General features: G+C 74.3%; 13 protein-coding genes. 9 read left to right on the top strand and 4 right to left on the bottom strand.

What is annotated here, in order from left to right:
- Positions 1-50: 50 nt before the first annotated feature.
- The 3 genes from ABT023_RS11065 to eccB form a co-directional block, all read right to left on the bottom strand.
- On the bottom strand, positions 51-1,277 hold the full coding sequence (locus tag ABT023_RS11065) for a WXG100 family type VII secretion target (protein WP_350884089.1): 1,227 nt from the start codon (positions 1,275-1,277) through the stop codon (positions 51-53).
- Positions 1,270-1,638, bottom strand: coding sequence for a hypothetical protein (locus ABT023_RS11060; RefSeq protein ID WP_350884087.1), 369 nt, complete (start codon positions 1,636-1,638; stop codon positions 1,270-1,272). Before ABT023_RS11060 ends, ABT023_RS11065 begins: the two co-directional genes overlap by 8 nt.
- Before the next feature lie 117 nt (positions 1,639-1,755).
- On the bottom strand, positions 1,756-3,324 hold the full coding sequence (gene eccB / locus ABT023_RS11055) for a type VII secretion protein EccB (RefSeq protein ID WP_350884085.1): 1,569 nt from the start codon (positions 3,322-3,324) through the stop codon (positions 1,756-1,758).
- A gap of 149 nt (positions 3,325-3,473) precedes the next feature.
- Here eccB and ABT023_RS11050 point away from each other — a divergent pair, with 149 nt between their 5' ends.
- Positions 3,474-4,670, top strand: a complete 1,197-nt coding sequence (locus ABT023_RS11050) for a type VII secretion protein EccE (protein ID WP_350884083.1) — start codon at positions 3,474-3,476, stop codon at positions 4,668-4,670.
- Between the two features lie 102 nt (positions 4,671-4,772).
- On the opposite strand, the gene eccD is transcribed toward ABT023_RS11050, so the two are convergent.
- Positions 4,773-6,170, bottom strand: coding sequence for a type VII secretion integral membrane protein EccD (gene eccD, locus ABT023_RS11045; protein ID WP_350884081.1), 1,398 nt, complete (start codon positions 6,168-6,170; stop codon positions 4,773-4,775).
- A 202-nt stretch (positions 6,171-6,372) separates the two neighbouring features.
- Between eccD and eccCa the strand changes: the two genes are divergently transcribed.
- From eccCa to ABT023_RS11005, 8 genes are all read left to right on the top strand, one after another.
- A complete protein-coding gene (eccCa, locus tag ABT023_RS11040) occupies positions 6,373-10,332 on the top strand; it encodes a type VII secretion protein EccCa (protein ID WP_350884079.1) in 3,960 nt (1,319 codons plus the stop codon).
- Positions 10,333-10,397: 65 nt separating this feature from the next.
- Positions 10,398-10,817 carry a YbaB/EbfC family nucleoid-associated protein gene (locus ABT023_RS11035; protein WP_350884077.1) on the top strand — a complete coding sequence of 140 codons (420 nt, stop codon included), beginning with the start codon at positions 10,398-10,400 and terminating at the stop codon, positions 10,815-10,817.
- A gap of 16 nt (positions 10,818-10,833) precedes the next feature.
- Complete coding sequence (locus ABT023_RS11030; RefSeq protein ID WP_350884075.1) at positions 10,834-11,127, top strand: hypothetical protein; 294 nt, start codon at positions 10,834-10,836, stop codon at positions 11,125-11,127.
- 31 nt (positions 11,128-11,158) lie between these two features.
- On the top strand, positions 11,159-11,884 hold the full coding sequence (locus tag ABT023_RS11025; RefSeq protein WP_350884073.1) for a hypothetical protein: 726 nt from the start codon (positions 11,159-11,161) through the stop codon (positions 11,882-11,884).
- 15 nt (positions 11,885-11,899) lie between these two features.
- The gene (locus tag ABT023_RS11020; protein WP_350884071.1) at positions 11,900-12,169 is read left to right on the top strand and encodes a hypothetical protein; all 270 of its coding nucleotides are present in this window, start codon (positions 11,900-11,902) and stop codon (positions 12,167-12,169) included.
- A gap of 227 nt (positions 12,170-12,396) precedes the next feature.
- Entirely contained in the window at positions 12,397-12,705 is a 309-nt protein-coding gene (locus ABT023_RS11015; protein WP_350884069.1) for a WXG100 family type VII secretion target, read from the top strand.
- 28 nt (positions 12,706-12,733) lie between these two features.
- On the top strand, positions 12,734-13,012 hold the full coding sequence (locus ABT023_RS11010) for a WXG100 family type VII secretion target (RefSeq protein WP_350884067.1): 279 nt from the start codon (positions 12,734-12,736) through the stop codon (positions 13,010-13,012).
- A gap of 84 nt (positions 13,013-13,096) precedes the next feature.
- The gene (locus ABT023_RS11005) at positions 13,097-14,497 is read left to right on the top strand and encodes a S8 family serine peptidase (protein ID WP_350884065.1); all 1,401 of its coding nucleotides are present in this window, start codon (positions 13,097-13,099) and stop codon (positions 14,495-14,497) included.
- Positions 14,498-14,516 lie beyond the last annotated feature (19 nt).

Genomic DNA, 14,516 nt, shown 5'->3' with positions numbered 1-14,516 from the left:
GCGGGGCCCTCCGGATGGAGAGCCCCGCGCCGTACGGTGAAGAGGACGGGTCAGCTCGCCCCGAGCACCGGCGGGGCGCCGGTGTCGCCGTTCCCCCAGACCATCTCGTCCTCGGTCAGCCAGGTCAGCCGCTCGTCGGACTCGTCCTCGTCGGACCGCCCGTGCCCGCCGAGCACGCCCGCCCGGCCGCCGGAACTCCCGTTCGCGCCGACCCGGCCCACGCCCGTGGCGGCGCGGTGCTCGACCGCACCCAGGCCGCCGGCCGGCCGCGCCGTCACCGCCGCCCCGCCGCGAGCCGACCCGGCCAGCGCGCCGGTGCCGCCGCCGAGCACGCCGCCGGCGGGTGCCCCGAAGAGCGACCCCGCCCCGGCTCCGGCCGACGCAACCGTGGTCCCGCCGCTGACCGTGCCCGCCGGGCCGCCGGCCAGCTGCACCCCGCCGAGCGCCGGCTCGGCGCCGGCGAGCGACGTCCCGGTGTCCGCGGGCGGCGTCCCGGTGCCCGGACCGCCGACGACCGTGCCGACGCCGCCGGGCGTCGGCCCGCCGTGCTCCCCGCCCGGCGGCGACCCGATGTCCGACACGTGCCCCGGGCTGCCCGGGGCGGACACCGTCTTGTGGCCGGTGCCCGGGGTGCCGCTGCCGGAGCCCGGTGCGGCCCCCGGGACGTTGGCCCCGGGGCCGGCGGACGGCGTCGTCGTGGAGGTGGTCGGGTCGAACGGCAGGTCCCGGTCCGGCTCCGGCGGGGTGACCAGCCGGCCGTACGCGGACAGGTCGTAACCGGCGGCCAGCTCGGCCACCACCTGCACCATCCGCCGGTGGGCCTTCTCCTTCTCGGCCTTGTCCTGATTGTGGCCCATGATGCCGCCGACGATCGCGCCCGCCGGGCCGAGGACCGCGCCGCCCTTGATCGCCCCGGAGATCGTCTTGTCGTGGTCGTCGGTCTCGTCCGGGCTCTCCGCGTCCTTCTTCGCGGTGCGCAGGTGGGTGGCCATCAGCGTGAGGCCCTGGCGGACGTCGGTCATCCCCTCGGCGAGGGTGGTCGAGTGGTCGACGACCAGCGACAGCCGGCGCTGGAACTCCCGCCCGGCATCCCCCGTCCAGCCGTTGGCCAGCTTGTCGAGGTCGCCCTTCAGATCGCGGGCGAGGTCGTCGAGGGTGCCCTTCATCGAGTCCCACTTGGCGGCCAGCCCGTCGATCTGGGCGGGGTCGCCGGCCTGCACGGCCTCGTACAGCTTCTCGTGGCTGACGTGCTCGTAGCGCGCGGTGTACTCAGACACGACGCTCCCCCTGCCTGCCCAGCGCGTCGTCGACCCCGCCGAGGACGGCGGCGATGTCGGCGGAGTTGGCCGCGTTGCGCGCCTCGGTGGTCTTGTAGTTGGTCAGGATCGTGCCGGTCGCGCTCTGTGCGGCCCGTACCGCGTCACGGAGCCGCTCGACCTGCTGGACGTAGCTCGTGTGCAGGTCGGAGTAGCGCCGGGCGTTGCTGGTCGCGTCCGTGAACGTGCCCAGCTCCGGAGGCCGGCACTGCGTCTCCGTCTTGAGCTTTCTGAGCACGGCCTCGGCCTCGGTGAGCCGGCCGGCCAACCGCAGATGGAAATCCTCTAGGGACAGTACGTCGACTGTAGTGCGCCCGGTCATGGCAGCATCCCCGTAGTCCTCGTCGATAACCGTTGGCGAGGATCAGGTTAGTGGACGAGGGCCAACCTGGGCGACCCACGAGAGCGCCGCAGATGTGGTTCGGACCCGCCCAGCGCGTCACCCGCCGGTGGCCGGCGCCCCGGTCGTCCCGGCAGACCCGTCCTCGGCGGGCCGGCTCGGCTGCCGGTCCGGCGTGCGGCTCGCGCCCCCAACGGGCGGGCGACCTGCTCCTTCGGCCGGCGCGCTGCCGCTCGCGGGGCCCGGGGCGCTGCCGCTCGCGGGGCTCGGGGCGAAGTACGCGAGCGCGTCCTCCCGCTCTAGGGCGGGGCCCGTCGGCACCAGTGACAGCAGCGACGCGGGCACCGCCAGCGGGGTCACGCCGCCGTACCCGAGGGCGGTCAGCGCGTCGCCCGACCGGGTGCCCAGCGGGTGGCGCACCCCCTGGGCGCCGATCAGGTAGACCGTCGAGCCCGGCGTGCCCGTGCCGCCCTCGCCGGCACCCGGGGCGGCCTGGACCAGCACGCCCTTCCCACCCGGCAGCAGGACCTGCTCGGCGGTGCGGACCGCGTCCCGGGCGCCCTGCCGGACCGGCGTGGCCGGGCTGTTCAGCTCGGCCGGCACCCGGTCGAAGACCTCCAGCGTGGTGGTGGGCGCCGCGTTCACGGACCCCTTCCGGTAGGTGGCGCAGAGCACCGTCCGGCCCGCCTGGACCGGGTGCAGCACCGGCAGCGCCCGTGGCGTCCCATCCGGCTCCACCCGCTCCCGGGTCAGCAGCCGTCCGGCCTGGTCCGGCGTGATGTCGGTGACCCGCCCGCCGTCGCGCAGCAGGAGCAGGGCGGTGACCTCGCCGATCGCGGCCAGCCCCTCCCGGGTCAGCACGTAGTGCTGCTCGGCCGCCCGGAAGACGTCGCCGACCCGGGCCGGGCCGTCGCCCACGGTCAGCCGGCTGGCCTCCCCCTCGCCCGCGATGTCGGGCTCACGGAGCACGGGACCCGCCGGCACGGCGTTGAGCAACTGCGCGCCGACGGTCACCGTGGCGGCACCGGCCATCCGCAGCGCCGCCGTCGCCTGGTCCCCGCCCGCGATCCGCAGCCGGGCGTCGCCGGTGAGCAGGTACCGCCCGCCGTCGGCGGTGACCAGCACCGCCCGGTCGCCGAGCGGCACGCCGCCGGAGAGCGGCCGGTCGATCACCACGTGGGTGGTGGAGCGGCGCGGGTCGGCCGGGTCGGGCACGTCGCAGACCGACCAGGGCAGCCCGATCAGCGACTTGCGGTCGGGCAGCGCGTCGGGGGCGCCGACGATCCCGACGGTACGCCCGCGCGGCCGGTCGGCGATCGACGCCTGCGACATGGTCCGCACCGCCGGGTCCGCCTCGTTGAGGATCAGCCGGGCCGAGGCGTAGTTCAGGGTCGGGTGCAGCAGGCCGTCCACGTAGACGTACGTCGCCCCGGTCTCCCGCTCGATCACCAGGGTGTTCGCCTCCAGCGGCGCGGTGTTGCCGGTCAGTTGGCCGTACGCGCCGATGCCGCCGAGCACCACCGCTGCGGCCACCACGCTGCCGATCACCGCGAGGCCGAGGCGCCGCATGGGCAGGTTCGTGGTCTCCGGATCGCCGGACAGCAGCGCGGAGACGATCCGGCGGGTGACGAAGCGGTACGCCTGCACCTGGTCGCGGCGGGTCCGCATGACTTACCTCCGGCGGGATGGGTCCGCGGCGATCAGGTCCGAGCTCCGCCGCGGGCTTCCCTACGATAAGGGGCCGCCGGCCGGGGAACGGGACCACCGCCCACCCCGTACCGGCTCAGGAAGCCGCCCGTCCAGAAGGGACGCCACCGATGCCCCAGGTCCAGGCGCCACCCGGTCGTACGGCCACCGGCTCGGCCGACCCGCCCGCGCTGCCGGCACCGCCCGACCGCGCGGTCGTCCCGGCCGACCGGCGCAGCCGGGGCCGGCTCGGTCCGGTCGTCGTCGGGCAGTTCGTCGTGGCGGAACTCGGCGCCCTCGCCGTGTACTCCGCCCTCGGCGGCCCCGGTTGGCTGGTCGGGGTCGTCGCTGCCCTCGCGGCGACGGCGGTCGTCGCCGCCTTCGCCCGCCGGGGCGGGCGCTGGTGGTACGAGGACCTGCTGCTGCGCCGCCGGCTACGGCGTCGCCGGGACGGGGCGCGGGCGGCGGTGACGGCGGGTGGCCCCGGCGACTCCCTGCTGGCCGCCCTCGCCCCGGAGCTGACCGTGCTAGAGCTGACCGAGCGGGGCACCCGGCTCGGCATCGGCCAGGACGGCCAGGGCTGGTTCGCCGCCGTGGCGCTGGACCCGCGTCCCGGCGCGCCCGCCGGTTCCGTCGAGGCGGCGGTGGTGGACCGGGCGCTGGCCGTGCTGGCCGAGTTCTCGGCCCCGGTCTCCCTCACCCAGGTCGTCTCACACACCCTGGTCTGGTATCCGGCCCCGGGCGCCCCCCCGGCCGCCCACCGCACCGTCTGGGTGGCCGTACGGCTGTCCGTGCGGGACGCCCGGAACGAGGCGGTGGCCCGGGGCGGCGGGATGGTGGGCGTGCACCGGACCGTGTCCGCCGCGGTCGGCCGGCTCGGCAAGGCGCTGCACGCCGCGGGCCTGAGCCACCGGGTCCTCGGCCGGGACGAGTTGCGCGCCGCGGTCGTCTCGGCGGCCGGCATGGACCTGGCGCCCGCCCCGCAGGCGGAGACCTGGACCGGGCTGCACGGCGGCGGCTGGACCCAGCGCTGCCTGGCCCTGCGCGCCCGCTCCGGGGTTCCCTGGGGCGCCCTGGTGGACGCGGTCACCGCGACCTCCGCCCCGTCCCACACGCTCGCCGCCGTGGTCCGCCCCGGCGGCCGGCCGACCCCGCCCCTGCTGCGCGTCGCGGCCCCCACCGACCACGTCGAGGCGCTGGTCAAGGCGGTCCGGGACGTCGCCCGGCGGGGCGGGGTCCGGGCCCGGCCGTTGGACGGCGAGCACGGCCCCGGCGTCTACGCCACCGCCCCGGTCGCCCTGCGCGTCATCGACCACCGCGCCGAGTGAGGCCGGCACGGAGGGGCGCTCCTCGGGCGGGGCCGAACGGGGTTGGTCCTCGCCCGGCGGTCGCGGGTGGGGGGTCCTCGCCCGGCTGTCACGGGTGGGCCGTCAGGGACGGAGGTTGACGATCCAGCCGTACAGGCCGCAGACCCAGGCCGCGAGCGGGACCAACGAGATGATCAGCAGGATCTCGACGATGTCCAGGAGCCGGCCCCAGACCGGCGAGATCCGCTTGCCCGCCACGGTCAGCCCGTAGATCAGGCTGATCACGGCCGCCACGACCAGGCCGCCGAGGACCACGCCGAGCCGGAGCGCCGTGGAGCCGGCGGCGAAGGTGGCCGCCGCCGCCAGGCCGAGCCCGACGGTGCCGGCCAGGAGCACCGGGACGCGCTGGGCGCGACCGATGAACGGCCGGGCGCGCAGCAGCGACAGCAGGGCCAGCACCAGGCAGAGCAGCGTCGACGGCAGCCGGCCGTCGACGGCGAGGACGACCTCCCCGCCCAGCACCAGCAGCGCCACCGTCCACAGCAGGCCGGTGAGGAACGCGTCGGCCCGCTCGCTGAGCCGCAGCACCTGGCGGCCGTCCACGGTCTCGGTGTCGGTCTTCAGGTCGTCCGGGCCGGTCGGGATGGACGGGACGGGCAGCCGGGCCAGCCGGTAGGACGCCATCGGCAGGGCCGGCAGGGTGGCGAACGCGACCGTGGCGACCACCGCGGCGGCGGCCGGAGCGCCGACGGAGAACGCCAGGCTCACCACCGCGCCGAGGCCCACCGCCGCGCCGACGGCGGTCGCGCCGAAGAAGAGCGGGAGCCGGTCGCCGACCGCCAGCGCCGCGACCGCACCGAACACCACCACGGCGGTCGCCGCGAGCAGCACGTGCGGGCTGGCCAGCCCGGTCAGCGTCCGGTCACCGGCCAGCACCAGCAGGCCGCCGGTCGCGGCGTGCCCGATGCCGGCCAGGGCGAGCACCGAGCCGGTCCGGCTGTCACCGGCGGCCCGGGACAGCACCGCGGCGCTGACCACCAGGGCGACCGCGACCAGCAGGGCGGCGATCGCGCCGGGAAGCTGCGGCGGGCCGGCGAACAGCGCCGCCAGTGCCCCCGCGGACAGGGCCGCCGCGGCGAAGAGCACCGAGAACGAGCGGGTGGTGCCCACCTGCCAGCTACCCGGGCGCTGGTTGGTCGCGGTGGCCACCGCGTCCACCACGTCGTCGAAGACGATCTCCGGGGCCGCCGCGACACGGGGGGTGAAGTAGAGCACCTCGCCGTCGCGGAGGCCGAGCTGCGCGGCGGTACGGCCACCGTCGAGCGGCTGCCCGCCGAGCCGGGCGAGGCTCCAGCCGCCGTGCCGGACCCCGTCGTCGGCGAGGTCCTCCCCGGCGTGCCGGAGCAGGGTCGGCAGCAGGTCGGCGAGCGGCACGTCGGCGGGGAGGGCGAGGTCCATCCGGGTCCGGGGCGCCACGATGGTGATCCGGCTCAGACCACCGGCCGCCGTCTTCGTCGCCACTGTGGCCTCCTCGCGCTCGCCTACGCTCCACCCCACCGGGGCGGCACCGCCCCGTGGGTCCACGACGCCCACGGGAGATTACCTACGATGGCGTCCACGTACGATGCCCACCCGACGGCCTGCGCTCGGTCGTCGTGGCCCCCCGGCCGCACCTCGCGCCGTGCCGGTCGGTGTCCGGGCCGCTTCTGGGGAGGAGACAGCCGTGAGCACCGTGGTGTTCCGCCGGCTTCCGCGCCAATCGGGGCCCGCCCTGCCGCGTGGTGAGGTGCTGCTGGAGTCCCCGCCCGAGCTGCCCGAACAGACCCCTCGGGGGATGGGGCAGCTACTGATGATCCTGCCGATGGTCTGCGGCGTCGGCGCGATGGCGTTCCTCTACGCCGGCCGGGGCGGCGGCATGATGACGTACGTCGCGGGCGGGCTGTTCGGCGTCTCGATGCTCGGCATGGCGCTCGGGTCACTGAGCAACGGCGGCAACGACAAGGCCGAGCTGAACGCCGAGCGCCGCGACTACATGCGCTACCTCGCCCAGATGCGCAAGCGCACCCGGCGCGCGGCCGAGCAGCAGCGGGCCGCGATGGCCTGGCGGCACCCGGAGCCCGACGCGCTCTGGTCGATCGCCGCGTCCCGCCGGCTCTGGGAACGGCGGGTCACCGAGGACGACTTCGGCGAGGCCCGGATCGCGGTCGGCCCGCAGCGGCTCGCGGTGGAGATCGTGCCGCCGGAGACCAAACCGGTGGAGGACCTGGAGCCGATGAGCGCGATCGCGCTGCGCCGGTTCGTCCGGGCCCACTCGACGGTGCCGGGCCTGCCCACCGCGCTGTCCGTGCGGGCGTTCTCCCGGGTGGTGTTGCGCGGCGAGCGCGAGCCCGTGCTCGACCTGGCCCGGGCGGCGCTGGGCCAACTCGTCACCTTCCACGCCCCGGACGACCTCGTCGTCGCGGTGGTGGCCGCCCCGGAGCGGCAGCCGGCCTGGGACTGGGTGAAGTGGCTGCCGCACGCCCAGCACCCCGGCCGCGCCGACGCGGCGGGCGCCCGCCGGCTGGTCTTCGCCACCCTCGCCGAGGCCGAGGAGTCCCTCGCCGACGAGCTGGCCGGCCGGCCCCGGTTCTCCCCGGAGGCGAAGCCGCTGACCACCGCGCCGCACGTGGTGGTGCTGATCGACGGCGGCGAGGTCGCCGCGACCTGCCACCTGACCGGCCCGAGCCTGCTCGGCACCACCGTCGTCGACCTGTCCGGCACCGTCCCCCGGGACGCCGGCCGCTGGCTGCTCTGCCTGGACGTCGGCGACGGCGCCGCGCTCGACCTGGTCCGGGGGGCGTCCGTGTCGCGGCTGGGCCAGCCCGACCGGCTCACCGTGGCCGCGGCCGAGGGACTGGCGAGGCAGATCGCCCCCTACCGGCTCTCCCAGCAGCAGGCCAGCGCCGACGAGCCGCTGGCCCGCAGCACGGAGCTGCCCGACCTGCTGGGCATCGGCGACGCCGCCACGGTCGACACCCAGCGGACCTGGCGCCCGCGCAGCCAACGGGACCGGCTGCGCATCCCGCTCGGCGTGGGCCCGGACGGCAACGTCGTCGAGCTGGACTTCAAGGAGTCCGCGCACGAGGGCATGGGCCCGCACGGCCTGGTCATCGGCGCGACCGGCTCCGGCAAGAGCGAGTTGCTCCGTACGGTGGTCGCCGCGCTCGCGGTCACCCACTCGTCGGAGGAGCTGAACTTCGTCCTGGTCGACTTCAAGGGCGGCGCGACGTTCGCCTCGCTCGACGCGCTGCCGCACACCAGCGCGGTGATCACCAACCTCTCCGACGAGCTGCCCCTGGTCGACCGGATGCGCGACGCCCTGGCCGGCGAGATGAACCGCCGCCAGGAGGTGCTGCGCGCCGCCGGCAACTACGTCTCCCGGTTCGAGTACGAGAAGGCGCGGGCCGCCGGTGAGCCGCTGGACCCGATGCCCAGCCTGCTCATCATCTGCGACGAGTTCAGCGAGCTGCTCGCCGCGAAGCCGGACTTCATCGACCTGTTCGTGATGATCGGCCGGCTGGGCCGGTCGCTCGGCGTACACCTGCTCCTGGCCAGCCAGCGGCTGGAGGAGGGCAAGCTGCGCGGCCTGGACACCCACCTGTCGTACCGGATCGGCCTGCGCACCTTCTCCGCGGTGGAGAGCCGGATCGTGCTCGGCGTGCCGGACGCGTACGAGCTGCCCAGCGCCCCGGGCCACGGGTACCTGAAGACCGACACCACCACCATGCTGCGGTTCCGGGCCGCGTACGTGTCCGGGCCGTACCGGGCGCCGGGGGAGCAGAAGTCGTCGCAGGCGCTGGTACAGCGGCGAATCGTGCCGTACAGCACGGACTTCGTGCCGGTGCGCGCCCCGGAGCTGACGGTGGAACCTGTGGACGAGCCGGAGCAGCCGGCGGACGGCAAGGCCGTGGCGATGCTCGACGTGCTGATCGACCAGCTCGCCGGCCGGGGCCGCCCGGCCCACCAGGTCTGGCTGCCGCCGCTGTCCGAGCCGCCGAGCCTGCTCGACCTGCTCAGCCCGCTCGCCGTCGACAAGACGTACGGCCTAACCACATCGGGCTGGCAGGGCCGGGGCCGGCTCACCGTCCCGGTCGGCGTGGTCGACCGCCCGTACGAGCAGCGGCGCGACCCGATGATGGTGGAGTTGGCCGGCGCGGGCGGCAACGTGGTCATCGTCGGTGCCTCGCTCAGCGGCAAGAGCACCATGCTGCGGTCGATGCTGGCCTCGCTGGCGCTCACCCACACCCCGCGCGAGGTGCAGTTCTTCTGCCTCGACTTCGGCGGCGGCGCGCTGCGCAGCCTTGAGGGGCTGCCGCACGTGGCAGGCGTGGCCGGCCGGCGGGACACCGAGGCGGTCCGTCGGACGGTCGCCGAGGTGGTCGGGATCATCGACGAGCGCGAGCAGCGGTTCGCCCAGCACGGCATCGACTCGGTGGCCGGCTACCGCCGCCGTAGGACGGCCGGCGAGTTCACCGACGACCCGTTCGGCGACGTCTTCCTCGTGGTGGACGGCTGGAACACGCTGCGCCAGGAGTACGAGGAGCTGGAGCAGACCATCACGAACCTGGCCAACCGGGGGCTGGGTTTCGGCATACACGTGGTGGTCACGGCGGTGCGCTGGGCGGAGATCCGGATGAGCATGCGGGACCTGCTCGGCACCAAGCTGGAGCTGCGGCTCGGCGACCCGACCGAGTCCGAGATCGACCGCCGGGCCGCGCAGAACGTCCCGGAGAAGACCCCGGGCCGCGGCCTGACCCGCGACAAGCTGCACTTCATGGCCGCGGTGTCCCGGATCGACGGCCGCCGGGACGTCGACGACCTGACCGAGGCGTCCGTCGCGTTGGCCGGGCATGTGGCGCGGGCGTGGCCGGGCACGCCGGCCCCGAAGGTCCGGCTGCTGCCGCGCCGCCTGCCGCTGCACGAGCTGACCCGGGTCGCCGACCGGTCGGCGCCCGGCCTGCCGATCGGTGTCAACGAGTCGGCGCTCGCCCCGGTGTACCTGGACCTGGCGACCGAGCCGCACCTCACGGTCTTCGGTGATGCCGAGTGCGGCAAGACCAACCTGCTGCGGGTGATCGCCAAGGGGATCGTCGAGCGGTACACCCCGGCGCAGGCGCGGCTGGTCATCGCCGACTACCGGCGCGGCCTGCTGGGCGCGGTGGAGGGTGAGCACCTGCTCGACTACGCACCGTCCAACCAGGCTTTCGGCCAGGGGCTCGCGTCGATCCGCAGCGCCCTGTCGAACCGGCTGCCCGGGGCGGACGTCACCACCGCCCAGCTGCGCGACCGGAGCTGGTGGAAGGGGCCGGACCTCTACGTCCTGGTGGACGACTACGACCTGGTCGCCTCCGGCGGCAGCAACCCGCTCAGCGCGTTGCAGGAACTGCTGCCGCAGGCCCGCGACATCGGCCTGCACCTGATCATCACCCGCCGCGTGGGCGGCGTGGCGCGGGCGTTGTACGAGCCGGTGCTGCAACGCCTCCGCGAGCTGGACTCCCCGGGCCTGCTGATGTCCGGCAACCGGGAGGAGGGGGCGGTCTTCGGCACGTTGCGGCCCAGCCCGCAGCCGCCGGGCCGGGGCACTCTGGTGCGCCGGCGGGACGGTCAGCAGCTGATCCAGACGGCCTGGTCCGAGCCGGCCTAGGGTCGGACGTCGGGCATTCCTCCGGTAGCGTCGGGCCGATCGTCGCTTGTGAAGAGAGGACCGTGGTGAGCACTTCGCGGGGTTACGGCGGCGCCGGGGGCGCCATGGAGAACATGCTGCGCCAGGCGCAGGAGCAGCAACGTCGGCTCGCCGAGTTCCAGCGGCAGCGCGCCGAACTGCGGGTGACCGGGGAGAGCCCGGACGGCCTGGTCCAGGTCACGGTGAACGGCGAGATGAAGGTCGGTGACATCGAGATCAACGCCCGCGCGATGCGGCTGGACAGCTTCTCCCTCGCGGAGTCGCTTCAGGCCGCCGTCGACGCGGCGTACGCGGCCTTCGGTGAGCGCCAGCAGGAGCTGCTGACCGATATGCTCGGCGGCTCCGAGCTGGTCCGCCAGGCCCAGGAGGGCACCCTCGCCCCGGAGGACTGGTTCCGCCAGTTCGGGGTGGACCTGGCCGATCCGTTCCGCGGCATGCGCCGCTGAGCCGGGAGGAGACACGGTGGCTAACAAGGTCGACGTCGACGCGATCCGCAAGGCGAGCACCAAGCTCGCCGCCGCGGACGGCCCGATCCAGTATCTGCGCAACGTGCAGGCACTGCTGGAGAGCGTGAAACTGCCGGGCGGGTCGCTGACCCTTTTCGGTGACACGACCGTGCAGGCCCACAACGCCTCGGTCGACGGTCACCTCGACAACGTGAAGACCGGCATCGCGCACCTGAACAAGGCGGCCGAGCAGCTTGAGCAGACCGCCAAGAACTGGGAGAAGTCGGACCAGCCGTGGGTGGTCAAGTGACCGGCCGGCCGCATGACGGGGGGAACAACTGATGGCGGAGCTCCTGATCGCCAACGCGTCCGGAGCGGTGACCGGCACGCACACGGTCGCCACTACGACGGCGCCGGTGCGGGGGCTCCTCCCCGCGGCCCGGGCCAACTGGGTCTGGCTGGTCGGCGCCGGGGTCCTGGGGGTGATGATCGCCTACCTTGAGACGTTCGACAACGACGAGGTCAACAAGTCCATCAAGGACTGGGGCGACGCGGCGCGCCTGCTCGGCGGGGACCAGTTCGGCGCGGCGCTGGATCAGGTGCCACCGTCCGACACCGAGTGGGACTTCGACGACCGGGACGCGTTCGAGCTCTTCCTCCGGAAGCTCGGGGCGGAAATCAACTCGCTGGCCGAGGCGTTCAGCGCCAACAAGGACACCCTGACCTCCGCCCGGGACGCCTTCAACGACGCCGTGGACGCGCTGGTCGAGGCGCTCATCCCGATCCTGATCGCGGTGATCGCGTCGGTCGCCCTCCAGGCGTTCCCGCCCACCGCGCCCATCGCCGAGGCGATCGGGGTGGCCGGGATGACGGTGAGCGTGGCCATCCTCGCGCTGATCTTCGGGGACATCAGCTCGATGTTCACCGCCGTCATGGCCGGGTTCCAGAGCAACAACCGGTTCGCCTTCGTGTCGGACTCCCGCCCGGGTTGGGCGCCCACCGGCTCGGATCCCGATATCAAGGACATCAAGATCGACTGGGTTCAGGACTCCAAGTTCTACGAGTGACCGAGAGGCGGCGACATGGCCAGAGTGGTTCTGGGGCTCTTCGTGTACTGCCTGGTGACCATCCCGGTCTTCCTCGGGCTGGCCCTGGTCGCCCAACTGGCCCGGGTGACCTGGGCGAAGCGGGCCAGCGAGGCGGTGCTCCTCACCGGCGTCGCCGCGCTGATCCCGGTGGTGCTGGACCGGGCGTTGGAGAAGCCGGTGCTCTGGGCGGGCGTGGTGCTGCTGGTGGTGCTGCTGGTGGCGGGCGTGGTGATGCACGTGAAGTCGTACTCCCGGCCGTCCTGAGGCCGGCGGCGGTCCGGATCGGTTCCGCGTCCGCCGCACGGTCCGCACCGGAGCCCGCCGTGGTTCCCATCTGCCCGGGAGCGACGGTAGGGAGCCAGGGCTGCGCCGGTTGGACGGAATCGGTTACCGTCTCATCCAGAGTGTCCGTCGGTGGGGTTGGTTGCCTTGCGGCGGGGGAAGGCGCGGCAGAGTTCCGCCGCCACAACGATGACGGAGGGGTGTGAAGCATGGCGTTCGAGGTCGAAGCATCGACTCTTCATACCGCGGCGAATGACGTGCGGTCCACGCGTAGCGAGGTCGACGGCGAGCTGAAGAAGCTGTTGGGCGTGGTTGACGACCTGGCGATCGCCTGGAAGGGGCAGGCGTCCGGAGGCTTCCAGATGCTCATGAAGCGCTGGAACGAGGACACCGGGCTGCTGCTGACGGCGATGGACAACATCGCCGACCTGCTCGACAAGTCCGGCACGACCCACCAGGTCAACGACGAAGAGCAGCAGCAGATGCTGGACAAGTTCCACTCTGCTCTGAACCCGTGACCGGCAGTCAGGCGCAGAGGAGGAAATCGTGACGATCAAGGTTGACTACGCTGTCCTCGAGAGCAGCAACCAGCAGATGACGGCCATCGCGCGGACTCTCGACGAGAAGCTCGACACGCTGCGGAGCATGCTGACCAGGCTCCAGTGGGAGGGCGAGGACCGCGTCGCCTACCAGCAGCACCAGGCGCAGTGGGACACCGCCGTCCGGGACATCAACAAGATCCTGAACGAGATCGGCGGCGCCGTCGGCATCGCCCGCGCGAACTACGTCAGCACCGAGATGAGCAACTCCAAGGTCTGGAGCTGAGATAGTTACCGGCGCGGCTCCGGTCCGGCTCGACCGGACCGGAGCCGTTCTGCGTGACGGGTCGACGAGGGTCCTGGGGGAGCGATGCGTACGGGGAAGCACCGCCGGCCGCTGCTGCGGTCCGCCGGCGCCGTGCTGGCGCTGGTAACCGCCGCCGGAGCCGGCCTCCTGGTGGGGCCCGCGCCGGTCCGCGCCGCCGACACGGTACGCGGCCTCCAGTGGTACCTCGACACGCTGCGCATCCCCGAGGCGCACAAGCTGACCAAGGGCAAGGGCGTCACCGTCGCCGTGGTCGACGGAGGGGTGCACGCCGCACATCCCGATCTGAAGGGCCAGGTCCTGCGGGGCACCTCCCTCTCGAAGGACGTGCCGGCCGACGGTCGTTCCGACCCGGACCGCGAGAACGGCCACGGCACCAAGATGGCCGGCATCATCGCCGGGCGGGGCGGCGGCTCCATGCACCAGCTGGGGATCGCGCCGGAGGCGAAGATCCTGCCGGTGGCCCTCGGCCTGCCGCGCGACTGGGACATCGCGGGCGGCATCCGCTGGGCCGCCGACCACGGCGCGGACGTGATCAACCTGTCCGTCGGTGCCACCGGCAACGATCCGCAGGTCACCGAGGCGGTGCGGTACGCGCTCGGCAAGGGGGCGGTGCTGGTGGCCGCCGCCGGCAACCGCCGCACCGACCGGGCCGTGCCGCTGCCGGCCAACGTTCCCGGCGTCCTGGCCGTCGGTGCCACCGGGAGGACGGGGTCCCTCTGGAGCGGGTCGGTCACCGGCCCGGAGGTGGGGCTGGCCGCACCCGGCGAGCGGATCATCGGCCCGGTGCCGCCACCGGTCTCGCCGAACGGCTACGGCGTGACCGACGGGACCAGCGACGCGACGGCGGTGGTCTCCGGGATCGCCGCGCTGGTGCGGTCCCGCTATCCCGATCTCGACGCCGCCGACGTGGTGAACCGGCTGATCCGCACCGCGCGGGACCAGGGCGCCCGGGGTCGCGACCCGGAGTACGGCTTCGGCTCGGTCGACGTGCTGGCCGCGTTGACCCGCTCGGTGCCGAAGGTCGACGCGAACCCGCTGCTGACCGGTGCCTCGCCGACGCCCCCGGCGGCCTCCGGCGAAGGCGGGGAGGACGGCGACGACGGGCCGGCGATCTCCGTCGGACTGGCCGACAACGCACCGATCCAGCTCGGGCTGTGCCTGCTCGCGGTGCTCCTCGTGGGCGCGGTGGTCGTGGTGCTGATCGTGGTGAACCGGCGGGCGGCGCGGCGCCGCGTGCCGCAGGCCCGGGTGGGCGGCCCACCGCCGCCGCCCGGCCGGCCGCCACCGGGTCACAGCCCCTGGCCGCACCAGCAGCACCCGCACCAGCCGCGACCGCTCGGGCAGCCGACGGCCCCGCAGCCGTACGGGCCGGCGGGCCGGCCGGGCCCGCAGCCGGGCGGCGGGCCGGCCGGGGTTCCCCCGGCGGACCCGCAGCCGCGTTGACACCGACACCGTAGACACG

Source organism: Micromonospora sp. NPDC002296, from assembly GCF_040296145.1.
Taxonomy (GTDB): Bacteria; Actinomycetota; Actinomycetes; order Mycobacteriales; family Micromonosporaceae; genus Micromonospora.
Note: the sequence above shows the minus strand (reverse complement) of the source record. Positions and strands in the feature narration are given on the sequence as shown.

Excerpts from the sequence above, each read along its gene's own strand:
- ABT023_RS11060 (WP_350884087.1), bottom strand. The coding sequence starts at position 1,638 with ATGACCGGGCGCACTACAGTCGACGTACTGTCCCTAGAGGATTTCCAT.
- eccB (WP_350884085.1), bottom strand. The coding sequence starts at position 3,324 with ATGCGGACCCGCCGCGACCAGGTGCAGGCGTACCGCTTCGTCACCCGC.
- ABT023_RS11050 (WP_350884083.1), top strand. The coding sequence starts at position 3,474 with ATGCCCCAGGTCCAGGCGCCACCCGGTCGTACGGCCACCGGCTCGGCC.
- ABT023_RS11025 (WP_350884073.1), top strand. The coding sequence starts at position 11,159 with ATGGCGGAGCTCCTGATCGCCAACGCGTCCGGAGCGGTGACCGGCACG.
- ABT023_RS11020 (WP_350884071.1), top strand. The coding sequence starts at position 11,900 with ATGGCCAGAGTGGTTCTGGGGCTCTTCGTGTACTGCCTGGTGACCATC.
- ABT023_RS11015 (WP_350884069.1), top strand. The coding sequence starts at position 12,397 with ATGGCGTTCGAGGTCGAAGCATCGACTCTTCATACCGCGGCGAATGAC.
- ABT023_RS11005 (WP_350884065.1), top strand. The coding sequence starts at position 13,097 with ATGCGTACGGGGAAGCACCGCCGGCCGCTGCTGCGGTCCGCCGGCGCC.